The organism is Microbacterium sp. 10M-3C3 (assembly GCF_003931875.1).
GTDB lineage: Bacteria > Actinomycetota > Actinomycetes > Actinomycetales > Microbacteriaceae > Microbacterium.
Genome location: NZ_CP034245.1, coordinates 2,857,248 through 2,880,506, shown reverse-complemented (window position 1 = coordinate 2,880,506; position 23,259 = coordinate 2,857,248). Strand labels below are relative to the sequence as shown.

At 72.4% G+C, this 23,259-nt stretch carries 23 protein-coding genes; 17 read left to right on the top strand and 6 right to left on the bottom strand.

Annotation, left to right across the window (positions count from 1 at the left end):
- Positions 1-177: 177 nt before the first annotated feature.
- The 10 genes from EI169_RS14000 to EI169_RS13955 all read left to right on the top strand — a co-directional run bounded on the left by EI169_RS14000 (position 178) and on the right by EI169_RS13955 (position 9,869).
- Positions 178-1,194: a LacI family DNA-binding transcriptional regulator gene (locus EI169_RS14000; RefSeq protein ID WP_125132888.1), complete on the top strand. Its 1,017-nt coding sequence runs from the start codon at positions 178-180 to the stop codon at positions 1,192-1,194.
- 133 nt (positions 1,195-1,327) lie between these two features.
- Complete coding sequence (locus EI169_RS13995; protein WP_125132887.1) at positions 1,328-2,641, top strand: extracellular solute-binding protein; 1,314 nt, start codon at positions 1,328-1,330, stop codon at positions 2,639-2,641.
- Between the two features lie 74 nt (positions 2,642-2,715).
- Positions 2,716-3,693, top strand: coding sequence for a sugar ABC transporter permease (locus EI169_RS13990; protein ID WP_125132886.1), 978 nt, complete (start codon positions 2,716-2,718; stop codon positions 3,691-3,693).
- The gene (locus EI169_RS13985; RefSeq protein ID WP_125132885.1) at positions 3,693-4,601 is read left to right on the top strand and encodes a carbohydrate ABC transporter permease; all 909 of its coding nucleotides are present in this window, start codon (positions 3,693-3,695) and stop codon (positions 4,599-4,601) included. The genes EI169_RS13990 and EI169_RS13985 overlap by 1 nt, the downstream gene beginning before the upstream one ends.
- Positions 4,601-6,832, top strand: coding sequence for an alpha-xylosidase (gene yicI / locus EI169_RS13980; RefSeq protein WP_125132884.1), 2,232 nt, complete (start codon positions 4,601-4,603; stop codon positions 6,830-6,832). The genes EI169_RS13985 and yicI overlap by 1 nt, the downstream gene beginning before the upstream one ends.
- Complete coding sequence (locus EI169_RS13975; RefSeq protein ID WP_125132883.1) at positions 6,829-8,280, top strand: family 1 glycosylhydrolase; 1,452 nt, start codon at positions 6,829-6,831, stop codon at positions 8,278-8,280. The genes yicI and EI169_RS13975 overlap by 4 nt, the downstream gene beginning before the upstream one ends.
- A 150-nt stretch (positions 8,281-8,430) precedes the next feature.
- On the top strand, positions 8,431-8,748 hold the full coding sequence (locus tag EI169_RS13970) for a GNAT family N-acetyltransferase (protein WP_125133496.1): 318 nt from the start codon (positions 8,431-8,433) through the stop codon (positions 8,746-8,748).
- 82 nt (positions 8,749-8,830) lie between these two features.
- Complete coding sequence (locus EI169_RS13965) at positions 8,831-9,232, top strand: DUF1622 domain-containing protein (RefSeq protein WP_205783971.1); 402 nt, start codon at positions 8,831-8,833, stop codon at positions 9,230-9,232.
- 78 nt (positions 9,233-9,310) lie between these two features.
- Entirely contained in the window at positions 9,311-9,550 is a 240-nt protein-coding gene (locus EI169_RS13960; RefSeq protein ID WP_125132881.1) for a hypothetical protein, read from the top strand.
- Position 9,551: 1 nt separating this feature from the next.
- The gene (locus EI169_RS13955; RefSeq protein WP_125132880.1) at positions 9,552-9,869 is read left to right on the top strand and encodes a hypothetical protein; all 318 of its coding nucleotides are present in this window, start codon (positions 9,552-9,554) and stop codon (positions 9,867-9,869) included.
- A 126-nt stretch (positions 9,870-9,995) separates the two neighbouring features.
- Here EI169_RS13955 and EI169_RS13950 read toward each other — a convergent pair whose 3' ends face one another.
- Entirely contained in the window at positions 9,996-10,748 is a 753-nt protein-coding gene (locus EI169_RS13950; protein WP_240640465.1) for an alpha/beta hydrolase, read from the bottom strand.
- A gap of 55 nt (positions 10,749-10,803) precedes the next feature.
- On the opposite strand from EI169_RS13950, the gene EI169_RS13945 reads away from it, so the two are divergent.
- A complete protein-coding gene (locus EI169_RS13945; RefSeq protein ID WP_125132879.1) occupies positions 10,804-11,100 on the top strand; it encodes a DUF2277 domain-containing protein in 297 nt (98 codons plus the stop codon).
- Here the strand turns inward: EI169_RS13945 and EI169_RS13940 are convergent.
- On the bottom strand, positions 11,090-11,578 hold the full coding sequence (locus EI169_RS13940; RefSeq protein ID WP_125132878.1) for an 8-oxo-dGTP diphosphatase: 489 nt from the start codon (positions 11,576-11,578) through the stop codon (positions 11,090-11,092). The two genes, EI169_RS13945 and EI169_RS13940, sit on opposite strands and share 11 nt — an antisense overlap.
- A gap of 140 nt (positions 11,579-11,718) precedes the next feature.
- Here EI169_RS13940 and EI169_RS13935 point away from each other — a divergent pair, with 140 nt between their 5' ends.
- Genes EI169_RS13935 through EI169_RS13925 form a run of 3 tightly spaced genes read left to right on the top strand, consistent with a single transcriptional unit; the run spans position 11,719 to position 17,457 of the window.
- Entirely contained in the window at positions 11,719-12,873 is a 1,155-nt protein-coding gene (locus EI169_RS13935; protein ID WP_125132877.1) for an exonuclease SbcCD subunit D, read from the top strand.
- Positions 12,874-12,886: 13 nt separating this feature from the next.
- A complete protein-coding gene (locus tag EI169_RS13930; protein WP_125132876.1) occupies positions 12,887-15,919 on the top strand; it encodes an SMC family ATPase in 3,033 nt (1,010 codons plus the stop codon).
- Between the two features lie 11 nt (positions 15,920-15,930).
- Positions 15,931-17,457 carry an MFS transporter gene (locus EI169_RS13925; RefSeq protein WP_125132875.1) on the top strand — a complete coding sequence of 509 codons (1,527 nt, stop codon included), beginning with the start codon at positions 15,931-15,933 and terminating at the stop codon, positions 17,455-17,457.
- Here the strand turns inward: EI169_RS13925 and EI169_RS13920 are convergent.
- From EI169_RS13920 to EI169_RS13915, 3 genes are read right to left on the bottom strand one after another with little or no spacing between them, the layout of a single operon-like run.
- The gene (locus EI169_RS13920; RefSeq protein ID WP_125132874.1) at positions 17,445-18,002 is read right to left on the bottom strand and encodes a nucleosidase; all 558 of its coding nucleotides are present in this window, start codon (positions 18,000-18,002) and stop codon (positions 17,445-17,447) included. The two genes, EI169_RS13925 and EI169_RS13920, sit on opposite strands and share 13 nt — an antisense overlap.
- 50 nt (positions 18,003-18,052) lie before the next feature.
- The gene (locus tag EI169_RS16940; protein WP_276312881.1) at positions 18,053-18,178 is read right to left on the bottom strand and encodes a hypothetical protein; all 126 of its coding nucleotides are present in this window, start codon (positions 18,176-18,178) and stop codon (positions 18,053-18,055) included.
- Positions 18,179-18,185: 7 nt separating this feature from the next.
- On the bottom strand, positions 18,186-18,371 hold the full coding sequence (locus tag EI169_RS13915) for a hypothetical protein (protein ID WP_125132873.1): 186 nt from the start codon (positions 18,369-18,371) through the stop codon (positions 18,186-18,188).
- 91 nt (positions 18,372-18,462) lie between these two features.
- On the opposite strand from EI169_RS13915, the gene EI169_RS13910 reads away from it, so the two are divergent.
- Positions 18,463-19,011, top strand: a complete 549-nt coding sequence (locus EI169_RS13910; protein ID WP_125132872.1) for a hypothetical protein — start codon at positions 18,463-18,465, stop codon at positions 19,009-19,011.
- Positions 19,012-19,171: 160 nt separating this feature from the next.
- Here the strand turns inward: EI169_RS13910 and EI169_RS13905 are convergent, their stop codons facing one another.
- Positions 19,172-21,223, bottom strand: coding sequence for an NAD(+) synthase (locus EI169_RS13905; protein WP_240640463.1), 2,052 nt, complete (start codon positions 21,221-21,223; stop codon positions 19,172-19,174).
- Positions 21,224-21,369: 146 nt separating this feature from the next.
- Here EI169_RS13905 and EI169_RS13900 point away from each other — a divergent pair, with 146 nt between their 5' ends.
- Together EI169_RS13900 and EI169_RS13895 are read left to right on the top strand one after the other, a co-directional pair.
- Positions 21,370-22,299, top strand: a complete 930-nt coding sequence (locus EI169_RS13900) for a sugar ABC transporter permease (protein ID WP_125132870.1) — start codon at positions 21,370-21,372, stop codon at positions 22,297-22,299.
- Entirely contained in the window at positions 22,299-23,249 is a 951-nt protein-coding gene (locus tag EI169_RS13895; protein ID WP_125132869.1) for a carbohydrate ABC transporter permease, read from the top strand. The genes EI169_RS13900 and EI169_RS13895 overlap by 1 nt, the downstream gene beginning before the upstream one ends.
- The last annotated feature ends 10 nt before the right edge of the window (positions 23,250-23,259 follow it).

The following is a 23,259-nucleotide window of genomic DNA, read 5'->3' as shown; positions in this document are numbered from 1 at the left end:
TAACGGAATATGACGTTCTGCTCAGTCGGGACGGTACGGCGGATCGGTTTGTTGCCGACTTCGCGAAAACACTTGCGCCTGCCGCCCCGCGTCGCCTACCGTATCCGTCGAAGCGTTTCGCGAAGCGCTTCGATATTCCCGCCGCTCACGGCGGCAGACACGACGACGGAGTCCGACATGGTGAAGATCAACGAGGTGGCCGAGGCCGCCGGCGTCTCGATCAGCACGGTGTCCTACGCGCTCAGCGGCAAGCGGCCGGTCTCCCAGCGCACGCGCGAGCGCGTCGAGCGGGCGGTGCACGAGCTCGGCTACAGCCCGAACGCGGGGGCGCGGATGCTCGCCGGCAGCCGCACCCACATCTTCGCCCTCACCGAGCCGCTGCGCAGCGATACGCACGCCCCGACGCACATGGCCTTCGTGCTCGCGACCGCGATCGCCGCGCGGCGCCACGAGTACGACGTGCTCCTACTGACCGAGGAGCAGGCGCGCGAGGGGATGAGCCGCGTCGCCGCGACGGGCCTCGTCGACGGCATCGTCGTGCTCGACGTCGCGCCCGACGACGACCGCGTGCCGCTCGCGCGGGCGATCGCGACGCCCACGGTGTTCATCGGCATCCCCGACGACCACGAAGGCCTGACGTGCGTGGACCTCGACTTCGAGGCCGCCGCACGCATGGCGGTCGACGCACTCGTCGACGTCGGGCACCGTCGCATCGGGCTCGTCGGCCAGACCGACATCGCGTACGAGAAGTCGAACTTCCCGCCGCGCGTGCGGGCCGCCGTGGGCGAGCGCGCCGCCGAGCGCGACGTCGAGTGGGCGTTCCGCACGACCGGCGTGACGCTCACCGAGCTGGCAGCCGCGCGGCGCGCCGTGCGCGAGCTGCTCGCCGACGGTGCCACCGCGCTCGTCCTGCACTGCGCCGCCGACGCCCACGAGGCGGTGCTCGAGGAGGTCGCCCGCGGCGGGCACGACATCCCCGGTGACGTGTCGGTGGTCGCCGTCGGCGCCTCCTTCGACACCGCGGCGCAGGCGGTCGCCGTCGACACGATCCCTCTCATCCCGCAGGCCTCGTGCGACCTCGCGATCGAGCTCGCCGTGAAGGCCGTGGAGGATCGCCGGCTCGACCCGGCCGTGCATCTCATCCCGCCGACCTATCTGTCCCACGGCACGGTGGCCCCGCCGCCGCGTCGCTGACCACCCACCTCTCCTGCGCACCCCTTCACAACTGCATACGCACGACCAGAGTCGAAGCGCTTCGATCTTCGGCTCGCACGACCCCTGTGGCGTCCTGCCGGCCGCCGCGACCACCACGAAAGGAGTGCCGACGATGGCACGCAACACCACGAGGAACCAGCGCCGCATCGCCGCGGTCGTCGGGACGGCGACGGTCGCCGCCCTGGCGCTGGCCGGATGCTCCGGCTCCGGCTCGAGCGGGGAGGAGAGCGGCGACAGCCTCACCCTGTGGCACTACGAATCCGAGACGAGCGCGATGGGCAAGGCCTGGAACGAGGCGATCAAGGTCTTCCAGGAGGAGAACCCCGACGTCACGGTGAACTTAGAAGAGAAGGGCTTCGAGCAGATTCGATCGACCGCCAGCCAGGTGCTCAACTCCGACGAGGCGCCCGACCTCATGGAGTACAACAAGGGCAACGCGACCGCGGGCCTGCTCGCGAGCCAGGGCCTGCTCACCGACATCAGCGACGCGGTCGACGAGTACGGCTGGGCCGACAAGCTCGCCCCGTCGCTGCAGACGACGGCGAAGTACGACGAGGACGGCGTCATGGGCGGCGACGCGTGGTACGGCGTCCCCAACTACGGCGAGTTCGTCACCGTCTACTACAACGAGGACATGTTCGCCCAGGCGGGACTGCAGGTCCCCACGACGTACGACGAGTTCGTGGACGTCATGGACGCGTTCGTCGCCAAGGGCATCACGCCGCTGGCGGAAGCCGGCGCCGAGTACCCGCTCGGCCAGCTGTGGTACCAGCTCGCCCTCACGAAGGCCGATCGCTCGTGGATCGACGACTACCAGCTGTACGCCGGCCCCGTCGACTGGCAGGGCAGCGAGATCAGCTACGCGAGCGAGACGCTCAAGAAGTACGTCGATGCCGGGTACATCTCGAAGGACGCCACCGGCATGAAGGCCGAGGATGCGGGCACCGCCTTCATCAACGGCACATACCCGATGTTCGTGTCGGGCAGCTGGTGGTACGGGCGATTCATCGCGGAGATGACCAACGCCGAGTGGGGCATCTTCCCCTTCCCGGGCGCCGACTTCTCCCTCGGCTCCTCGGGCAACCTGTGGGTCGTGCCGGAGAACGCGAAGAACAAGGAGCTCGCGTACAAGTTCATCGACATCACGATGCGCCCCGAGATCCAGGCGATCATCGGCAACAACGGCGGCGTGCCCGTCGCCGCCGAGCCGGCCGACATCACCGACCCGAAGAGCCAGGAGCTCATCAGCGCGTTCAACGCCGTGACCGACGCCGACGGCCTGGCCTTCTACCCGGACTGGCCGACGCCGACGTTCTACGACACCCTCAACGCCCAGCTGCAGAACCTGCTCAACGGCACGTCGCCGGCCGACGTCGACTCGGCGCTCGGCGACGAGTACGAGTCGTACGTCTCGTCCCTGCGTTGACACCCGCGGGGTGGGGCGGCCGTACGCCGCCCCACCCCGCCCCGTTCCCTCCCGCGACGGCAGAAGGACCCCCCATGACCGCAGTCCCCTTCGTCCGGCCCGCCCGGCCGCGACGGCTCCCGCCCGACGAACCGCTCATCCCGCAGCGCGGGCGCGGCGGCTCGGCCGGCTACTGGCTGTACCTGCTCCCGGGCCTCGTGCTGCTCGCGGTGGTCGTGGTGATCCCGCTCGTGTGGAACGTGTACCTCACCTTCACGGAGTGGCGCGGCATCCGCCCGCCGGAGTGGATCGGCCTGCAGAACTGGATCGATCTCTTCCAGGACGCGAAGTTCTGGACCTCGTTCGTCAACAGCATCTGGATGATCGTCGCGATGGTGATCGTGCCGACCGTCCTCGGCCTCCTCCTCGCCGCCGTGCTCTTCGACCTCGTCGGCCGCAAATTCGGCGGACGCACCGCGAGTTTCCTGCGCGCCACGTTCTACCTGCCGCAGATCCTGCCCGTCGCCGTCGCCGGCATCGTGATCGGCTGGATCCTCCGCCCCCAGGACGGCGCCCTGAACTCGATCCTCCAGAGCGTGGGTCTCGGCTTCCTCGCCCACAACTGGCTCGGCAGCCCCGACACGGCCCTCCCGGCGATCATGGTCGTCCTCATCTGGGTGCAGATCGGCTATCCGGTCGTCATCTTCATGGCCGCGCTCCAGCGCGTGGACCCCGAGCTGTACGAGGCCGCCGAGCTCGACGGCGCCAACTGGTTCCAGCGGTTCCGCTCGATCACGGTGAGCATCATCCGCCCCGAGGTCTACGTCGTGACCCTCACGACGACGATCGCGGCGCTGAAGGTCTTCGGGCCGGTGTACGTGCTGACCCGCGGCGGCCCCGGCACCTCCACGATCGTGCCCGCCTACTACGCGTACAGCGAATTCTTCCAATCGCAGCAGGTCGGGTACGGCGCGACGATCGCGACCGCGCTGACCGTCGTCATCGGCGTGATCGCCGTCATCTTCATCCGCGCGCAGAACGCGGCCGAGCGCAAGGAAAGGGCGGGACTGTGATGGCCGCCACCGCGACCCTGACCACCGGACGCCCCGGCGCGCCCGCGACGTCGCCGACCCCCGCGCGCCGCCGCCGCGGCATGGCGCACCCGCGCGCGATCGACTGGCTCGTCCTCGCGCTCGTCGCCGTCGGCGCGCTGCTCGTGGTCGCTCCCTTCCTGCTGATCCTCCTGAACTCCTTCAAGTCGCCGGCCGACTACTCCAACGGCGGGCCGCTGGCCCTGCCCACGGGGCTGTCGTTCGACGGCGTCGCGGCGTTCTGGGAGCGCGTGGACTTCCCGCAGAAGGTAGGGAACTCGTTCTTCATCGCCGGCATGGTCGCGGTGCTCGCGGTGCTCGTGTCGATGCTCAACGCGTTCGCGATCGGCATCGGCCGCGTGCGCGGCCGCTCGTGGATCGTGCTGCTGTTCCTCCTGGCGAACCTGCTGCCGCAGGAGGCTCTGCTGTACCCGCTGTACTACATGGCCAAAGCGGTCGGCCTGTACAACAACGTGTGGTCGGTAATCATCATCTTCACGGTCATCCAGGCCGCCTTCGGCACCTACCTGCTGGCGTCCGTGTACGGCACCTTTCCCAAGGAGGTGCTCGAGGCCGCGGCGATGGACGGCGCCGGCCGCTGGACGATCCTGTGGCGCGTGGTCTTCCCGATCAGCCGCCCGACACTGTCGGTGCTGCTCATCTTCTTCTTCATCTGGACGTGGAACGAGTTCCTCATTCCGCTGACCTTCCTCGTCTCGAACGAGAACCAGACCGTGCCCGTCGCGATCAGCGTGCTGCAGGGCGACCGCCTCATGGATGTGACGACCACGAGCGCCTCCGCGCTCCTGGGCATCATCCCGACCCTCCTCTTCTTCCTCATCTTCCAGCGCACCCTCACGCGCGGCATCACCGCAGGAGCAGTCAAGTAATGAAGTTCACCGATGGGTTCTGGCAGCTGCGCCCCGGCGTCACCGCGCTGTACGGGCAGGAGGCGTTCGACGTCCGCGAGGTCGAGACCGCCGACGGCGCCGGCATCCGCGTGCTCGCCCCCACCAAGACGATCGAGCGCCGCGGCGACACCCTCAACCGACCCGTGCTCACCGTGACGCTGTCCTCGCCGCTCGAGGGCGTCGTGCGCGTGCGCATCGAGCACCACACCGGCGGTGGTCGCGGGCTCACGTTCGCCCTCCCCGGTGCCACGGATGCGGCGGCGACCGTCGCGGTCGACGACGAAGCCGGGGCGCTGTGCACGGGCGCGCTCGAAGCCCGCGTGCGCCGAGGGGCGCCCTGGAGCCTGGCGTTCTCCTCCGGCGGCCGCCCGCTCACGGCCAGCGGGCCCAAGGCGCAGGGCTACATCACGCTCGCGCCCGACGCGCAGGTCGATCCGGGCATCGTCGGCAACGCGCGCACGGGGAGCCCCGTCGGGCGTCCGCGGGCGTTCGTCCACGAGCAGCTCGAGCTCGGGGTCGGCGAGCTCGTCTACGGCCTGGGCGAGCGGTTCGGACCGTTCGTGAAGAACGGCCAGACCGTCGACATCTGGAACGCCGACGGCGGCACCTCCAGCGAGCAGGCGTACAAGAACGTGCCGCTCTACCTGTCCAACCGCGGCTACGGCGTGCTCGTGAACGACCCCGGCCACGTGTCGTTCGAGATCGGCTCGGAGGCGGTCGAGCGCGTGCAGTTCTCGGTGCCCGGCGAGGCGCTGGAGTACTTCGTGATCGACGGACCCACGCCCAAGGACGTGCTCGCGCGCTACACCGCGCTCACCGGGCGCCCGCCCGTGGTGCCGGCGTGGTCGTACGGGCTGTGGCTCTCGACGAGCTTCACGACCGACTACGACGAGGCCACCGTCACGTCGTTCATCGACGAGATGGCGCGCCGCGAGCTGCCGGTGTCGGTGTTCCACTTCGACTGCTTCTGGATGCGCGAGTTCCAGTGGTGCGACTTCGAATGGGACGCGCGCGTCTTCCCCGACCCCGACGGCATGCTCGAGCGCCTGCACGCGCGCGACCTGCGCGTATCGGTGTGGATCAACCCGTACATCGGGCAGGCGTCGCCGCTGTTCGCCGAGGCGGCCGAGCGCGGCTATCTCGTCCGGCGCGCCGACGGCTCGGTATGGCAGTGGGACCTGTGGCAGGCGGGCATGGGCCTCGTCGACTTCACGAACCCCGACGCGACGCGGTGGTACCAGGACCACCTCCGCCGCCTCGTGCGCCAGGGCGTCGACTGCTTCAAGACCGACTTCGGCGAGCGGATCCCCCTCGACGTCGTCTACGCCGACGGCAGCGCACCCGACCGCATGCACAACCTCTACACCGAGCTGTACAACCGCGCCGTGTACGACGTGCTCGTCGCCGAGCGCGGCGAGGGCGAGGCCGTGCTGTTCGCCCGGTCGGCGACCGCGGGCGGCCAGAGCATGCCCGTGCACTGGGGCGGCGACTCCACGTCGACGTTCGTGTCGATGGCCGAGACCCTCCGCGGCGGCCTGTCGCTCGCGATGAGCGGCTTCGCGCACTGGAGCCACGACATCGGCGGCTTCGAGGGCACGCCGGATGCGGCGGTGTTCAAGCGCTGGACCGCCTTCGGCCTGCTCGGCACGCACAGCCGCTTCCACGGCTCGGAGTCCTACCGTGTGCCGTGGCAGTTCGACGACGAGGCCGTCGAGGTGACGCGCCGCTTCACGCAGCTGAAGATGCGCCTCATGCCCTACCTCTTCCAGCGCGGGCTCGAGGCCGCCGCATCCGGGGTGCCGGTGATGCGCCCGATGGCGCTGGAGTTCCCCGACGACCCGGCGGCCGCGCACCTCGACCGGCAGTACATGCTCGGCCCCGAGCTGCTCGTCGCGCCCGTCTTCTCCGCGGAGGGCGACGTGGAGTTCTACGTGCCGGCGGGGGAGTGGACGCACCTGCTCACCGGGGAGACCGTCACGGGGGGCGGCTGGCGACGCGAGCGTCACGGCTTCGACAGTCTGCCGCTGTATGTTCGACCCGGCGCTGTCCTCCCGTGGGGGGCGCGCTCCGATCGTCCGGACTACGACTACCTCGACGGGCTGTCGCTGCGGGTCTTCCCCGGCGGCGAGGGAACGCGCGAGGTCATTGTCACGACACCGGACGGCCGGTCGACCGTGCTCACCGCGAATCTCTCGGAGGTCACCCGATGACCGACACCGCCCGCCCCGACGACCGCGACGGCGCCGACTACCGGGGGAGGGGCCTCGTCTTCCCCGGCGGCTTCACGTTCGGCTCGGCCACCGCGTCCTACCAGGTGGAGGGCGCCGCGGCCGAGGACGGACGCCTCCCCTCCATCTGGGACACGTTCAGCAAGACGCCCGGGAAGGTGTGGAACGGCGACACCGGCGACGTCGCGTGCGACCACTACCACCGGTGGGAGAGCGACCTCGACCTCATGGCCGAGCTGGGCCTCGGCGCCTACCGGTTCTCGATCGCGTGGCCGCGCATCATCCCCACCGGCACCGGGGCGGCCAACCAGGCGGGCATCGACTTCTACTCGCGATTGGTCGACGGGCTCCTCGCCCGCGGCATCCGGCCCGTCGCGACGCTGTACCACTGGGACCTGCCGCAGCCCCTCGAAGATGCCGGCGGGTGGCCGGCGCGCGCCACGGCGGACGCCTTCGAGCGCTACGCGGAGGTCGTCGGCGGCGCGCTCGGCGACCGCATCCACACGTGGACGACCCTCAACGAGCCGTGGTGCTCCGCCTACCTCGGCTACGGCCAGGGCGGCCACGCGCCCGGCCGGCACGAGCCGGCGGCCGCCCTCGCGGCCGTGCACCACCTGAACCTCGCGCACGGCCGCGCCATCCGAGCGCTGCGCGCCACCTCGACGGGCGATCCGCAGTACTCCGTGACGCTCAACTTCCATGTCGCCCGCGGTCGCGGCGACCGGGGCGCCGAGGCCGTGCGCCGTGTCGACGCGCTCGCCAACCGCGCGTTCACGGGACCGATGCTGCGCGGCGAGTACCCCGCCGACCTGCTCGAGGACACCGCATCCGTCACCGACTGGGGCTTCGTGCAGGACGGCGACCTCGCCGCCATCCACCAGCCGATCGACGTGCTCGGCGTGAACTACTACTCGACCGTGACCGTGCAGATGTGGGACGGGCAGTCGCCGAAGCAGGCGGACGACGGGCACAAGGCGTCGGATGGCGGCACGGCGTGGCCGGGGAGCGCCGATGTGCTGGAGTTCCTCGAGCAGCCGGGCCCGTACACGGCGATGGGGTGGAACATCGCCCCCGACGGGCTCGAGGAGCTCCTGCTGTCGCTGCGCGACCAGTTCCCGGACCAGCCGCTCATGGTGACGGAGAACGGCGCGGCCTTCGACGACGTCGTGGCCGCCGACGGATCGGTGCCCGACCCTGAGCGCCTCGACTACCTCCGCCGCCACTTCACCGCCGCGCACCGCGCGATGCAGCGGGGCGTCGACCTGCGCGGGTACTTCGTGTGGTCGCTGCTCGACAACTTCGAGTGGGGCTACGGCTACGCCAAGCGCTTCGGCATCGTGCGCGTGGACTTCGACACGCTCGAGCGCACGGTGAAGGACAGCGGTCGCTGGTACGCCGAGCTCGCCCGCACCGGCGTGCTGCCCGCCTGACCCGCTTCGCCGCGGCGCGCCCGGACGACGGGGTCGTCGAGGACAACGGGAGCTCGGGCCTGAGGCCGACGCGTGGCTCGTGATGCTCTCCCCGCGCGGGCGGGGCGCGGATCCCGCGTCTCCGAGCGGGCGTACGCTGGAGCGATGAGCATGCGCGGGGACTCCGGCGCGGGCGGCGACCTGCGCTTCACCGACGAGAAGGACGCGTCGCGCTACACGCTGCACCGCGGTGACGCCCTCGTCAGCGTCCTGGACTACAACGACGACGGCCGCAGCGTCGCGATGACGCGCGCCTTCACGATTCCCACCTACCGCGGCCACGGCTGCGCGGGCGAGCTCGTCGAGCGCGCCGTCGCGCACCTCGAGGCCGCCGGCGACCGCGAGGTCATCCCGGTGTGCTGGTACGTCGCGGAGTGGTTCGACCAGCACCCCGAGCGCGCCGGCATCCTCCGCGCCCGCACCGCCTGACGCCCTGCGCTCCGGTCGCCGCGCGGCGTCGCCCTTCGCCGGCGACGACGCGCACGCGCGGCCCTAGGCTGAGCGCGTGCGGATGGAAGACGCCTTCACGACCGTCGCGGTCGCCTTCGAGACCCTCGGTGCCGTCGCGATGGCCGCGGGCTTCGTGCTCGCGGTGGTGCTCAGCATCCGCGCCCTCGCCCGGCGGGAGGGCGGCGCCGCGGCATTCACGACCCTGCGCACGACGCTCGGCGGCGCGATCCTCCTGGGTCTCGAAGTGCTCGTGGCCGCCGACCTCATCCGCACGATCACCTCGAACCCGTCGATCGAGGACGCTGTGATCCTCGCGATCGTGGTGCTCATCCGCACCGTGCTCTCCCTCAGCATCCAGATCGAGATCGACGGCGTGCTGCCGTGGCGGCGCGCGCTCGTCACCAGCGGCGCGCAGGTCGTCGCGGGGCAGGTGGCCCGCGACCGGGCGGCCGGGCGCGGATAGTCCTGCCGACCGCGGGCGTCAAGCCCGCGGCGTACGGAGCCGCGAGGGGCGAGGCTGGAAAGGACGGAAGGAGCCGCCATGGCCGAACGCGATCTGCCCGAAGGCGTCATCAACGCCGACCCGCCCGGGGGCTGGGAGAGCGGCGCGAGCGCCGACGACGAGACGGCCGAGCGCTCGGCGGACGCCGCGGGCTCGCCCGAGCTGAGCGACGCGGGATCGTCGGCCGACGAGCCGGCGACCGACGAGGACGGCACCGTCGAGAGCGATGTGCCCACCCGCGGCATCGACCCCGACCTGTCGACGGATGAGGAGAGCTGACATGTCCGACCCGAACGTCCCCGACGACAGCACCGTGCAGCACGGCGAGCCGCCCGAGATCGTGCAGGGCGGAGCCGTCGCGCACGACGCGCACGCCCCCGCGGCATCGCCCGGCACGCAGGACGCGCCCGCGATGGACATGCACGACGCCACCGACGAGGACCGCATCGCCGGCATCGTCGCGCAGACCCGCGCCGACGTCGGCGACGCCTCGGAGGAGCGCGTGGCCGACGTGCTGCGCCAGCGCTTCCGCGACATCGGCCTCGACGTCGACGACGACCGCGTCCGCGCGCTCGCGGCGGAGATCGTCGCCCGCTGACCCCGCCGACGCTGACCCGCCGGCGCGGCGGAATTCAGGCTGTGCCGGGGTCTGAGGCCGCCGCGAGCGCCCCAGGTGGCGGAACAGCCTGAATTCTGCGCGCTTGTCGAGCCCGAGCGACCGGGCTCAGCCGGCGAGGAAGGCGAGGATGCGGGCGGCCACGGGCGCCGCATCCCGGATCATCGTCTCGTGGCCGCGGTCGGGTACGTGCTCGAGGCGCGCGTCGGGGATGCCCGCAGCGACCTCACGGCACCACGGCTCGGGGCACACGGGGTCGTCGGCGCCGCGCAGCACGAGCGTCGGGACGCCGACGCGCGCCCACGCGTGCTCGGGGCGGTGCGCCATCATGGCGCGGAACTTCCGGCGCAGGTGGGGGCCCGCGCGCACGTACTCGCGCGCACCGGCGGCGATGACCTTCGGATGCTCGTGCACGAGGCCGCGCGCGAGCCGGAGGATCTGCACGAACGGCCGCCGGGCCGAGCGATCGACGGTGGGCGCCGCGAGCACGAGGCACGACGCGACCCCCGGATGCCGCGCCGCGACTTCGAGCGCGACCTGCGAGCCCATCGAATGCCCGACGAGCACGATGCGACCGGAGACGCGGGCGACGAGGAACGCCGCGACGAGATCGGCCATGCGCTCGATCGCGGGCGTGCGTGGCGGCTCGGGCGCCTCGCCGTACCCGGGGAGGTCGACGGCCACGACGCGGCCGTGGCGGCGGAGGTGATGGGCGGCGTCGGCGAACACGCTGCGTCCCATGCCGATGCCGTGCACGAGCACGAACACCGTGTCGCCGTGCCCGGCCGACTCGGCCACGAGCGTGCTGCCGGCGGCGGAGAACGAGCCCACCTGCGCGCGGTCGGACAGTTCGGGCTCCACGGTCCGACCGTAGCGGGTCTGGATGCGGCGGGCCGCCGGGCGTACCGTGGCGGGCATGTGCCGCAACATCCACACGCTCCACAACTTCGAGCCGGCCGCGACCGACGCCGAGGTGCACGCCGCCGCGCTGCAGTACGTGCGCAAGATCGCCGGCACGACGAAGCCGTCGAAGGCGAACCAGGAGGCGTTCGACAGAGCGGTCGCCGAGATCGCGCACGCCACCGGGCACCTCCTCGCCGACCTCGTGGCCGCCGCGCCGCCGAAGAACCGCGACGAGGAGGCGGCGAAGGCGCGGGCACGCGCCGAGAGGTCCGGCCGCTACGCGCCGCGCCCGGGCGCCGTCACAGCGTGAGGCGCGGCGCCTCGTCGACCACGGTCGCGAGGTCGTCGCCGAACGTGTAGACGTGGTCGACCGTGCCGCCGGCCAGGACGCCCGGCAGCCAGCGCGCCGCATCGTCCCACATGCGCCCGAAGGGGATCTCCTCGGCGCGGAACCAGGCGGGCACGATCTCGTCGGTCTCGACCGGCTCGCCGCGCCAGCGCCGGCACGTGAAGACGTGCGAGCGCTGCGACCACGCCGGGCGCGTCGGGAAGAGGTAGTCGAGGGTTCCGGCCGGGCGCAGATCGTCGGGATCGACCTCGAGGCCGGTCTCCTCGTGGATCTCGCGCACGGCGCCGTGCCGTACCGTCTCGCCCGGCTCGACCTTGCCACCGATGCCCACGACCTTGCCGAGGCCGAGCCCGGTGCGCTTGTACCCGAGCAGCACATCGAGCCCGCCGTCGGCGCGATCGCGCAGCAGGTAGACGACGCACACGTCGGGCAGGGACATGCTCCGAGGCTAACCCGCCCGTGTTTCGGGCGCGTGGCGCGCCGGGATGCGGGCCCGGGCGCATGCCCGCGTGCTCGCCGTCGGCGAACCTCCCGAGTGCCTCCGCGGCGATGTCGGGGGCCCGCCGTACCGTGATCTGCATGCGCATCCTGCACACCTCCGACTGGCACATCGGGCGGTCCTTCCACGGACACGGCACGCTCGATGCGCTGCGCGAGGTGCTCGACGCGCTCGTCGCCCAGGTGCGCGCGCACGACGTCGACCTCGTCCTGCTGGCGGGCGACGTCTTCGACTCCGCCGCCCCCGCCCCCGCGTGCTACGCGCTGCTCACCGACACCCTCGTCGCGCTCTCCGACGCGGGCGCGCGGGTGATCGTGACGAGCGGCAACCACGACTCCGCCGCGCGGCTGGGGTTCCAGGCGGCGCTCCTCCGCGAGGGCATCACCGTCCTCACCGACCCGCTCGCCGTCGGCACGCCGGTCACGGTGGCGGATGTCGACGGACCCGTGCACGTGTACGGCATCCCGTACCTCGAGCCGGCCGTGGTCCGCCACGCGTGGGAGGGCGTCGAGCTGCGCAGCCAGGCGCAGACGATGGCACACGCGATGGACCTGGTGCGGGCCGACCTCGGCGAGCGCGGCGGCCGCTCGATCGCGATCGCGCACTGCTTCGCCGCCGGGGTCGACGCGACGCCCGGTGTCGAGCGCGAGATCCGCCAGGGCGGGCTCGACGTCGTGCCGCTGCCGGTGTTCGGCGGCCCCGACTACGTCGCGCTCGGCCACATCCACGGGCGTGCGCAGCTCTCCGAGCGCGTCCGGTACGCGGGAGCGCCGCTGCACTACAGCTTCGGGGAGGGCGACAAGCCGCGCGGGTCGTGGCTCGTCGAGCTCGACGCCGGCGGGCTGGCGTCGGTCGAGTGGCTCGAGCTGCCCGTCCCGCGTCGCCTGGTCACGCTCCGCGGTCCGCTCGAGGAGATCCTCGCCGACCCCCGCCACGCCCACGCCGAAGACGCATGGGTGTGCGTGCACTACACCGACGCGACGCCGCAGCCCGACCCGATGCGCCGGCTGCAGCAGCGTTTCCCGTTCTGCGCGACGGTCGTGCACGCTCCCGAGCGCACCGACACGGCCAGCGAGGGCACGTATGCGACCCGCGTGCGCGCGGCCCGTGACGACGCCGAGCTCATCGACGCGTTCCTCGCGCACGTGCGCGCCGGCGAGGGCGCGACCGAGGCCGAGCGGTCGCTCATCCGCGACCTCGTCGACGTCCGCACGCTCACCGAGGCGGCGCGGTGACGGAGCGCGCCCGATGAAGCTCCACCGTCTCGAGCTCGAAGGGTTCGGCCCGTTCCGCGAGCGGCAGACGGTCGACTTCGACGCTTTCGCCGACGACGGCATCTTCCTCATCGCCGGACGCACCGGCGCCGGCAAGTCGAGCATCCTCGACGGCGTGTGCTTCGCCCTGTACGGCGGGGTGCCGCGCTACGAGACGCCCGACAAGCGGCTGCGCAGCGACCACTGCGCACCCGAGGACCCCACCGAGGTCGTGCTGGAGTTCTCCACCGCCGGCCGTCGCTGGCGCGTGACGCGCTCCCCGCAGTACGACCGGCCGAAGAAGAACGGCTCGGGGCTCACGCCCCAGGCGCCCCAGGCGCTCCTCGAGGTGCGCGAGGGCGACAGGTGGGCCGGCGTCGCCGCCCGGCCGCGCGACGTGGGCGAGAAGCTCGACGAGGTGCTGGGGCTCTCGCAGCAGCAGTTCCTGCAGGTGATCCTGCTCGCCCAGAACCGCTTCGCGCGTTTCCTCCTCGCCACCAACGACGAGCGGCAGGGCCTGCTGCGCACCCTCTTCGGCACGCGCACGTACGAGCAGTACGCCGAGATCCTCGACGACATGCGCAAGGAGGCTGCCCGCGGGGTGGAGAGCGATCTCGAGCGGGTGCGGATGCTGCACGACGACGCCGAGCGAGTGGTCGCCGAGCACGGCCTCGCGGCCGACGGCGTGCTCCCCGACGCATCGCCCGGTGCCGGGTCGCCGGGCGACGGCGCGGCGCCCGGCACCGCCGCGCGCCTGGAGGCCGTCGTGCGGGCGGCCGAGCGCGCCGCCTACCGCGCGGACACCGCGGCCGAGGCTCTCGGCCGCGCGGAATCGGCGCTGGACGCGGCGCTGGCGGCCGAGCGCGAGGCGACGGCGCGGGCCGAGGCGCAGGCCGCGCGCACCGCGCTGCGCGAGAAGCTCGCGGCCCTCGAGGCCGAGGCCGACGACATCGCCGCGCTGCGCGTGCTGCTCGACGCCGCCCGCGAGGCCGCCGAGGTGCGCGACCTGGTCGACGCCGCCGAGCGCGCCGCGGAGGCCGCGGCGCAGGCCGGCGAGGCGGCAGAGACGGCGCGTGCGGCGTGGCGCGCGGCGGGCGAGACGGCCGCGACCGCGGAGGCGCTCGCCGCGCGCGACGAGGATCTCGCGGCGGTCCGGGCCGCGTGCGCCGACGGCCTCGCCGCCGAGCGCGAGCTCGCCGACGCCGAACGCGACGCGGCGGCGGCTCTCGCCGCGGCGGCCGACGCCGAAGACGCCGTGGCGGCGCTCGACGCGCAGCGCGCCGCGGTTCCCGACGCCCTCGCCGCCCTCGACGCGCGGCTGGCGGACGCCGCTGCGGCGGCGGCGCGCCTCGACGCGGCGCGCGAGCGCCTGGTCGATGCGCGGACGCGCCGCGACGCCGCCGTCGAAGCGGAGCGACTGGCGGTCGACGTCGCAGCGCGCGAGCACGACGCCCTCGCCGCATCCGTCGCCCTGTCGGAGGCGAGCGCTGCCCACACGCGCCTGCTCCAGCGTCGGCTCTCCGCCGCCGCCGCCGACCTCGCCGGCCACCTCGCCGACGGCGAGGCGTGCCCGGTGTGCGGCAGTGTCGAGCACCCCCGTCCCGCCGCGCCGTCGGGCGAGTCGGTGACCGACCGCGACCTGGATGCAGCGGCCGAGGCCAAGGACGCCGCGTGGGAGGCCGACCGCTCCGCCGCGGAGGCCCTCTCGCGCGCGCGGGCCGACCACGCGGCTGCCGCGGCGCGCGCCCACGGCGCCGAGCCCGACGCGGCCGCGGTCGCCGTCCAGGACGCCGACGCGGCGGTCCGCGCCGCCGAGACCGCCGCCGCGCAGGTCGATCAGCTCCGTGCCGAGCGTGCGGCCCTCGCCGAGGCGGACGCCCTCGCGGCCGCGGGGCGCGACGCCCTCGTGGCGGAAGCGGCCGCGCACCGCCAGGACGCCGCGCTCGCCGCGCAGCGCGCCGACGCCCTGCGCGCCCGCGTCGCGACGGCGCGCGGCGAGGCCGCGAGCATCCGCGATCGCGACGACGACGCGCGGCGCCGGCGCGGGCTCCTGGCCGCACTCCGCGACGCCGTCGCCGACGCGGCCGTCCGCGACCAGCTCGCCGCCGACGCGGCCGCCGAGCGCGACGCCCGGCTGGCGGCCTCGCCCTTCGCCGACGCCGCCGCGGTGCGTGCGGCGTGGCGGGCGCCGGAGCTGCGGCGCGCGGATGAGGAGCGGGTCTCGGCGCACGACGCCGCGCTGCGCGCGTGCCGCGAGCAGCTGCTCGAGCTGGAGCTCGCCCTCGCCGACGTCGCCGACGAGCCGATCGACCTCGAGCCCGTCCGCGAGGCCGTGCGTGCCGCGCGCGACGCGGTCACCGCCGCGGCCGCCGACCGCACGCGCGCCGAGGCGGCGGTCTCCCGTCTGCGCGACCTCGCCGAGCGCACCGACGCCGTCCACCGTGCGATCGCCGCGGCGACCGAGCGGGCCGAGGTCGTCGCGCGGCTCGCGAACACCGTCGCCGGACGCGCGCCGAACACGCATCGCATGACCCTCGAGACGTTCGTCCTCGCCGCCGAGCTCGAAGAGATCGTGGCCGCCGCGAACGTGCGCCTCGATGAGATGTCCACCGGCCGGTACCGCCTGCGGCACTCCGACGCCCTCGCAGCGCGGGGCGCCGCATCCGGTCTCGGTCTCGAGGTCGTCGACGCCTTCACCGGCCAGGCCCGGCCACCGCAGTCGCTCTCGGGCGGCGAGACCTTCCTCGCCTCCCTCGCCCTGGCGCTGGGCCTCGCGGAGGTCGTGACGGCCCGCGCTGGGGGCATCCGGCTCGACACGCTGTTCATCGACGAGGGCTTCGGCTCCCTCGACGAGGAGACCCTCGATCTCGCGATGCGCGCGCTCGACGAGCTGCGCGCGGGCGGCCGGACGGTCGGGGTCATCAGCCATGTCGCCGCGATGAAGGAGCAGATTCCCGCGCAGCTGGTCGTCACCGCCGGCGACCACGGACCCAGCGTCATCCGCCAGGGGGCCCTCGCGCGCCGGTAACCTGAACGACGATGCCCGACGTTCCCTCCTCCCCGGCCCCGCGCGATGCGCATCCCGTCACGCGCGACATCGAGCTCACGCCCACCCATCGGTGGCGGGCCTACTGGATCGCCGTCGCCGTCGCGGCCATCACGATCCTCGACCTGACGAAGGTCAACGTCGCGCTGCCCTCGATCGAGACGGCTCTGAACGCCGGCCCGACCGAGCTGCAGCTGATCGTGTCGGGGTATGTGCTGACGTTCGGCCTCGTGCTCGTGCCCGCCGGGCGCCTCGGCGACCTGCGGTCGCGCCGCCTGCTGTTCGTGGTCGGCCTGTCGCTGTTCCTCGTGGCGAGCCTCGCGTGCGCGCTCGCGCCCAACGGCACGCTGCTGCTGATCTTCCGGCTCCTGCAGGGCGTGGCTGCGGGCATCCAGATGCCGCAGGTGCTCGGCCTCGTGCAGCAGCTGTTCTCGGGGAAGGAGCGCGGTCGCGCGTTCGGCCTGTTCGGCGCGACGATCGGCATCGCCACCGCCTTCGGCCCCACTCTCGGCGGCCTGCTCATCGCGCTCGGCGGCGACACCGACGGCTGGCGGCTCATCTTCTGGATCAACGTGCCGCTGACCGTCGCCGTCATCGTCCTGGCCGCGTTCTTCCTCCCCGACACGCGCACGCGCTCGCACCGCAAGCTCGACCTCGACCCCGTCGGCGTCGTGCTGTTCGGGCTCGCGATCGTCTCGCTCATGTGGCCGTTCCTGTTCACGACGGGCGCTCCCACCGACGACCCGAACCGGTGGTGGACGCTCGTCGCGTGCGTCGTGTTCATCGCGATGTTCGTCGGGTGGGAGAACCGCTACGCCGCGCGCGGACGGATGCCCCTCATCCCGTTCGCGATCTTCCGCCACACGTCCTACCGCGACGGCATCCTGCTCTCCTCGGCGTACTTCGCCGGCACGCCCGCGATGTTCCTCCTCGGGACGCTCTATCTGCAGGGCGGCCTCGGCCTGCAGCCGGTATTCGCCGGCATGGTGACGATCGGATTCGCCGTGGTGTCGGCGTGGTCGTCGTGGATCGGCGGCAATCTCGTGAACCGTCTCGGCCGGCCGCTCGTGGTGGGGGGCATCGTCGGGATGCTCGCGACGGTCGGTGCGCTGGTGCTCGTCGTGCTGTTCACGCCGGAGGCGTGGACGCCGTGGGCGATCGCGGGCGTCATGCTGCTCGGCGGATTCGCCGGCGGGCTCGTCGTGTCGCCGAACCAGACGCTCACCCTCGCGGAGATCCCCGTGCGCCAGGGCGGTGTCGCCGGATCCATCGGCCAGCTCGGCCAGCGCGTCGGGACGGCCGTCGGCACCGCCGTCGCGCTCGCGCTGTTCTACGCGACGGTGTATCGCGAGCAGGGAGCGAAGGCCGACCTGGCCGTCTTCCACGACGCGTACGCGTTCGGCATGATCGCCGTCGGCATCTTCCTCGGGCTCGCGCTCATCGCGGGCGTCGTCGACCTCGCGGTGCGCAAGCGCCACGGCGAGCCGGTGACGCCGGCCAGCGCGAATCAGACGCCGTAATCGGCGCGGAGGCGCTCGCGCAGCTGCCGCGAGCACTCCGCCACGACGTCGTCCCACAGCTGCGTCGCACCGTCCTGCGCGCGGTCGGACACCGCCTTGAGGATGCGGATCGGCACGCCGAACTGCGAGGCCACCCACGCGTACGCGTACGACTCCATGTCGACGAGGCGGGCGCCGAGCCCGCGGATGACCGCGACCGCGGCCGCGTCGTCGACGAAGTGGTCGCCCGTGGCGATCGTCACGCCCTCCGGCTGCACGTCCACGCGGGTGGGGAGGGAGAAGTGCTGCCCGAGCACGCCGTCGAGGTCCTTCACGTCGTGCTGCACGGCGCCGTCGATCTCGTAGATGCCCGCCGGCAGGTCGTCGTCCACGGCACCCGCCGTCCCGACGACGACGATCTCGTCGTAGCTCGCCGCATCCAGGGCCCGGGTGAGCTCGTACGCGGCGCGGAGCTTTCCGACGCCGGTGAGGAGCCGGTCGAAGCCGGGGATGTCGTTCTCGAACGCGCCGAGTTCGGCGGCATGGGCGGCGACGAGGAGTCTCACCCGTTCATTCTCGCCGACCAGAGCGCACGCGGCGTGCGGTCGTGACGGGCTCAGCCGCCGGCGGTCAGGGCTCCGATGACGCCCGAGACGACCATGTACGCCCCGATCGCGCCCACGACGATCCAGATCCCGACGCGGGCGGGGGACGGCTTCTTCGGATCGTTCTCGGGGATCATGATGTCTTCATCGTCGCACGAGCACGACGATGCCGGCGGCGATGGTCGCGAGACCGCCCACGAGCGCGATGGCCGCGACGAACGGCCCGCCGCCGAGGAAGAACGCGATGCCCGCGAGCGCGAGGAACACCGCGCCCAGCACGAAGCCGATGACGGCGCCGAGGATCGGGCGGCGGGCGGCGTCGTGCTCCATGCGCTCAGGATAGCGGGTCCAAAGCATCGCCCCGCGCTGCTCGGACCGTGCCGATGCTGACAACCTCGCAGCACGCGTCGTACCGTGGAGCATGGCGCACACATCGCGAAGCGGAACGATCGTGGCGATCGTCGGCGGCGGATCCGACGACGCCCTGGACACCCTCGAGGGGCTGCGCGGGGTCGACACCCTGCGCCTGACCGACAGCGAACCGGCGATCGCCGCGCGGCGCATCGCCGCCGCATCCGCCCCCTGGGTCGTGCACGACGCCGACCCGCTCGTGCACGTGGCGGCCGCGTGGGTCGAGCTGTACGAGGAGCGCGCGACCCTCGGCACGCTCGAGATCGAGGTGGAGTCGGCGCTCGCCGACTTCGCCGAGGGGCGGGCGATCATGCCCGACTACTACATCGTGCTGGACCCGGATGCGGCGGACACGACGTGGCGGCACTGGTGGTGCGGCGCGCTCGGGGCCCGTGCGCCCCGGCGCGTGCTGCCCGCCTCGGCGCCGTCGTCGCCGCGCGATCAGGCGCTGCGGCAGCTGCTGCGCGCCCTGCCGACGTCGCGGCCGTGGCCGGAGCCGGCGACGTGGCTCCCGGGGCTCCCGTTCGACATCCCCGACCGCGTCGGCCTCCACGACTAGTCCTCAAGGAGGAGCGTCGCGGGAGTCCGGCGTGCAGACGTACGCGTCAGCGGCGCAGCGGATCATGCGGAGAGCGTGCGGGCTTCGGGACTGGCGGGAGGCCGCCGCAGGCGGCCGGGGGACGCACGCCGGAGCATGATCCGCTGCGCCGCGGACCCGCTCAGCGGAAGACGTCGGGGAGCGCGGCGTGGAGCTCCGCGAGCCACGCCCGCGCGTTGCCGTCCGACGGGGCGCGCCAGTCGCCGCGCGGCGACAGCGAGCCAGAGGGCGACACCTTCGGCCCATTGGGGATGGCGGAGCGCTTGAACTGCGCGAACGCGAAGTAGCGCTGCAGGAACACCTCGAGCCACCGCGCGATCGTCGGCAGGTCGTAGGCCTCCCGCGCGTCGGCGGGGAAGCCCGCGGGCCAGTCGCCCGCGTCGGCGTCGCGCCACGCGTGGTGCGCGAGGAACGCGATCTTCGAGGGCCGGAAGCCGAAGCGCAGCACGTGGTGCAGCGTGAAGTCGTGCAGCGCGTAGGGGCCGATGCGGTCCTCGGTCGACTGCATCCGGCCCGACGCGTCGGCCGGCACGAGCTCGGGGCTGATCTCGGTGTCGAGGACCGCCTGCAGCACGTCCTTGGCCTCGTCGACCTCGCCCGCGGCGATCACCCACCGGATGACGTGCTGGATGAGGGTCTTGGGGAGCCCGACGTTGACGGCGTAGTGGCTCATGTGGTCGCCGACGCCGTAGGTCGCCCAGCCGAGCGCCAGCTCGGACATGTCGGACGTGCCGATCACGAGGCCGCCGTGATGGTTCGCGAGGCGGAAGAGGTAGTCCGTGCGCAGTCCTGCCTGCACATTCTCGAACGTCACGTCGTGCACGGGCTCGCCCGCGGCGAACGGGTGGCCGATCTTCGCGAGCAGCTCGAGCGCCGCCGGGCGGATGTCGATCTCCTCGATGCGCGCGCCGAGAGCCTCCGCGAGGGCGATCGCGTTGCGCTTGGTCGTCTCGCCGGTGGCGAACCCGGGCATCGTGTAGGCGAGGATGTCGCTGCGCGGCCGGCCCATCCGGTCCATCGCGCGCGCGATCACGAGCAGCGCGTGCGTGGAGTCGATGCCGCCGCTGACCCCGATGACGGGCTTCGGGCCGCCGATGGCGGTGAGGCGCTGCTCGAGGCCCGAGACCTGGATGTTGAACGCCTCGTAGCAGTCCTGCGCGAGGCGCGCGGGGTCGTCGGGGACGAACGGGAAGCGATCGAGGTGCCGGCGCAGTCCGATGTCGCTCGTCGGGGGCTGCAGCTCGAACGCGACGGTGCGGAAGTCGGGCGTGCCGGTGCGGCGGTTGTCGTCGAACGTGCCCTGGCGCAGGCGATCCTGACGCAGCTGGTCGAGGTCGACGTCGGCGACGCTCTCGCGCGGGCCGTCGGGGAAGCGATCGGTCGTGGCGAGCAGCTGACCGCCCTCGTAGATCATCGTCTGCCCGTCCCACGACAGGTCGTTCGTCGACTCGCCCTGCCCCGCCGCGGCGTACGCGTAGGCGGCGAGGCAGCGCAGCGACTGCGACTGGGCGAGGAGGGTGCGGTCGTCGGCGCGCCCGATCGTGATGGGGCTGCCCGACAGGTTCAGCAGCACGGTGGCCCCGGCCAGCGCCGCGTGCGAGGACGGGGGCACGGGCACCCACATGTCCTCGCACACCTCGGCGTGCACGACGAGGCCCGGGACATCCGTCGCCGCGAACAGCAAGTCGGGGCCGAACGGCACGTCGACCCCGCTCAGCCGCAGCGACTGCCCGCGCTGGTCGTCGCCGGGCGCGTACCACCGGCGCTCGTAGAACTCGCGGTACGTGGGCAGATACGACTTCGGCGCCACCCCCAGCACGCGCCCGCCGTGCACGACGACGGCGCAGTTGTAGAGGCGGTTGCGGTGGCGCAGCGGCGCGCCGAACACGAGCACCGGACGCAGGTCTGCGGATGCGGCGGCGATGGCGACGACCGCCGCCTCGACGGCGTCGAGCACCGCGTCCTGCAGCACGAGGTCGTCGATCGCGTAGCCGGACAGGGCGAGCTCGGGGAACACGGCGACGGCGACGCCGTCCTGGTCGAGCCGGTGCGCCGTGGCGAGGATCGCGTCGGCGTTGGTTGCGGGGTCGGCGACGGCCACCGGCACGGTGCAGGCGGCCACGCGCGCGAAGCCGTGGCGGTAGACGCTCTCGAACGTCGGTGACGAGTTCACGATCCCCATCCTGTCAGGCGTGCGGGCCCCGCGCCCGGGCGCCTCGACCGGCTCGGAGAAGCGGGCAATCGGTCACCGAAGCACGGAAGGGGGTGGTTCCACAAGGGCCTTGGTGGTCCCGAGAAGCGCTTCTACCGTCCGGCGCCATGACGGACACTGTTCGACCCGTGCATCGGCGCGATCGCTACAACAGGCGCGAGGCGCTCGCCGGGTACCTGTTCATCTCCCCGTGGATCATTGGATTCCTCATTTTCACGGCCGGCGCCATGGCCTACAGCCTCTTCATCTCCTTCAGCGACTACAACCTCGCCACCAACTCCGCGCGGCCGGTCGGCGTGGACAACTACGCGCGCCTGTTCGAGGACCCACGTGTGGCGGTGTCGCTGAGCAACACCCTCTTCTACGTCGTCATGGCGGTGCCGCTGGAGATCATCTTCGCCCTCGTGCTGGCGATGCTCCTGAACCGCGTCGGCCGGGGCGCCGGGGTCTTCCGCACGCTGTACTACCTGCCGAAGATGACGCCGGCGGTGGCGACGGCATCCGTCTTCTTCCTCCTCCTCAACGGCAACAGCGGCGCGGTCAACCAGGCGCTGCGCGCGGTGGGACTTCCCGGCCCGCAGTGGCTCGTCGATCCGGCGTGGGTGAAGCCGAGCATCGTGATCATGGCGCTGTGGACGGTGGCCGGCACGATGGTGATCTTCCTCGCCGCGCTGAAGAACGTGCCCGTCGAGCTCTACGAGGTGGCCTCGATCGACGGCGCCGGGCCGATCCGGAAGTTCTTCTCGATCACCCTGCCGATGATCTCCGGCGCCATGTTCTTCAACGTGATCGTGCTCTCGATCGCGGCGTTCCAGATCTTCGACCAGGCGTACGTGCTGTTCTGGCGCGACCAGAGCAACGCGTCGCCGGAGGCCTCGCTGTTCTACGCGATCTACCTCTTCCAGCAGGCGTTCCGTCAGTTCGACTTCGGATTCGCCGCCGCGATGGCGTGGCTGCTGTTCGTCCTCATCCTCATCGTCACCCTCATCCAGGTGAAGTTCGGCAACCGATTCGTCTACTACGAGGGAGACCGCTGATGGCCACGTCGCTCGAGACCCCCGGGGTCGCCCAGGCCGCTCCCGAGATCGCCGCCCCCGCTGTCGCGCCGCCGCGCCGATCGCGCTGGCGCCGCGCGCTCGGGCAGCCGAAGACCCTCGCCGGCCGCGTCGTGCTGACCGTCATCCTCGTCGGATTCGCGCTGCTGTTCCTCTACCCGTTCGTGTGGCTGCTGGCGGCGAGCCTCAAGCCCCGCGGGCAGGTGTTCGACAACCGGCTGATCCCCGAGACGTGGATGCCCGGCAACTACGTCGAGGTGTGGAATCAGCTGCCGCTGCTCAGCTGGATGTTCAACAGCGTCGCGATCGCGCTCCTGGCCGCCGGGACGGTGGCGATCTCGAGCTCGATCGTCGCGTTCGGCTTCGCGTACTTCCGCTTCCCGGGGCGCTCGCTGATGTTCGGGCTCGTGCTCGCGACCATGATGCTGCCCGGCGCCGTCACGATGATCCCGATCTACCTCATCTGGAAGGAGACCGGCTTCCTCGGCACGTGGGTGCCGCTGTGGGGCATGAATCTCTTCGGCTCGGCCTTCTACATCTTCCTGCAGCGCCAGTTCTACCTCGGCCTGCCGCGCGAGCTGTTCGAGGCGGCGCGCCTCGACGGCGCCAACGCGTGGGGGCTGTTCTGGCGCATCGCGATGCCGCTGTCGATCCCGTCGTTCGTCATCGTGTTCCTGTTCGAGTTCCAGGCCAGCTGGAACAACCTGCAGGCGGCGCTGATCTACCTCAACGCCGGCTCGGTCGAGGACTTCACGGCGCCGCTGGGCATCGCCTACGCGATGACGAAGTACAGCCCCACCGCGGGCGGCCAGGGCGACTACCAGTACGTCATGGTCGCCTCGCTCCTCGTGACGCTCCCGATGCTCATCCTGTTCGCGTTCGGGCAGCGGTACTTCATCGAGGGCGTCGCGACGCAGGGCCGGAAGGGCTGACCTCACCCAC

Excerpts from the sequence above, each read along its gene's own strand:
- EI169_RS14000 (WP_125132888.1), top strand. The coding sequence starts at position 178 with ATGGTGAAGATCAACGAGGTGGCCGAGGCCGCCGGCGTCTCGATCAGC.
- EI169_RS13995 (WP_125132887.1), top strand. The coding sequence starts at position 1,328 with ATGGCACGCAACACCACGAGGAACCAGCGCCGCATCGCCGCGGTCGTC.
- EI169_RS13990 (WP_125132886.1), top strand. The coding sequence starts at position 2,716 with ATGACCGCAGTCCCCTTCGTCCGGCCCGCCCGGCCGCGACGGCTCCCG.
- EI169_RS13985 (WP_125132885.1), top strand. The coding sequence starts at position 3,693 with ATGGCCGCCACCGCGACCCTGACCACCGGACGCCCCGGCGCGCCCGCG.
- yicI (WP_125132884.1), top strand. The coding sequence starts at position 4,601 with ATGAAGTTCACCGATGGGTTCTGGCAGCTGCGCCCCGGCGTCACCGCG.
- EI169_RS13975 (WP_125132883.1), top strand. The coding sequence starts at position 6,829 with ATGACCGACACCGCCCGCCCCGACGACCGCGACGGCGCCGACTACCGG.
- EI169_RS13970 (WP_125133496.1), top strand. The coding sequence starts at position 8,431 with ATGCGCGGGGACTCCGGCGCGGGCGGCGACCTGCGCTTCACCGACGAG.
- EI169_RS13965 (WP_205783971.1), top strand. The coding sequence starts at position 8,831 with ATGGAAGACGCCTTCACGACCGTCGCGGTCGCCTTCGAGACCCTCGGT.
- EI169_RS13960 (WP_125132881.1), top strand. The coding sequence starts at position 9,311 with ATGGCCGAACGCGATCTGCCCGAAGGCGTCATCAACGCCGACCCGCCC.
- EI169_RS13955 (WP_125132880.1), top strand. The coding sequence starts at position 9,552 with ATGTCCGACCCGAACGTCCCCGACGACAGCACCGTGCAGCACGGCGAG.
- EI169_RS13945 (WP_125132879.1), top strand. The coding sequence starts at position 10,804 with ATGTGCCGCAACATCCACACGCTCCACAACTTCGAGCCGGCCGCGACC.
- EI169_RS13940 (WP_125132878.1), bottom strand. The coding sequence starts at position 11,578 with ATGTCCCTGCCCGACGTGTGCGTCGTCTACCTGCTGCGCGATCGCGCC.
- EI169_RS13935 (WP_125132877.1), top strand. The coding sequence starts at position 11,719 with ATGCGCATCCTGCACACCTCCGACTGGCACATCGGGCGGTCCTTCCAC.
- EI169_RS13930 (WP_125132876.1), top strand. The coding sequence starts at position 12,887 with ATGAAGCTCCACCGTCTCGAGCTCGAAGGGTTCGGCCCGTTCCGCGAG.
- EI169_RS13925 (WP_125132875.1), top strand. The coding sequence starts at position 15,931 with ATGCCCGACGTTCCCTCCTCCCCGGCCCCGCGCGATGCGCATCCCGTC.
- EI169_RS16940 (WP_276312881.1), bottom strand. The coding sequence starts at position 18,178 with ATGATCCCCGAGAACGATCCGAAGAAGCCGTCCCCCGCCCGCGTCGGG.
- EI169_RS13915 (WP_125132873.1), bottom strand. The coding sequence starts at position 18,371 with ATGGAGCACGACGCCGCCCGCCGCCCGATCCTCGGCGCCGTCATCGGC.
- EI169_RS13910 (WP_125132872.1), top strand. The coding sequence starts at position 18,463 with ATGGCGCACACATCGCGAAGCGGAACGATCGTGGCGATCGTCGGCGGC.
- EI169_RS13900 (WP_125132870.1), top strand. The coding sequence starts at position 21,370 with ATGACGGACACTGTTCGACCCGTGCATCGGCGCGATCGCTACAACAGG.
- EI169_RS13895 (WP_125132869.1), top strand. The coding sequence starts at position 22,299 with ATGGCCACGTCGCTCGAGACCCCCGGGGTCGCCCAGGCCGCTCCCGAG.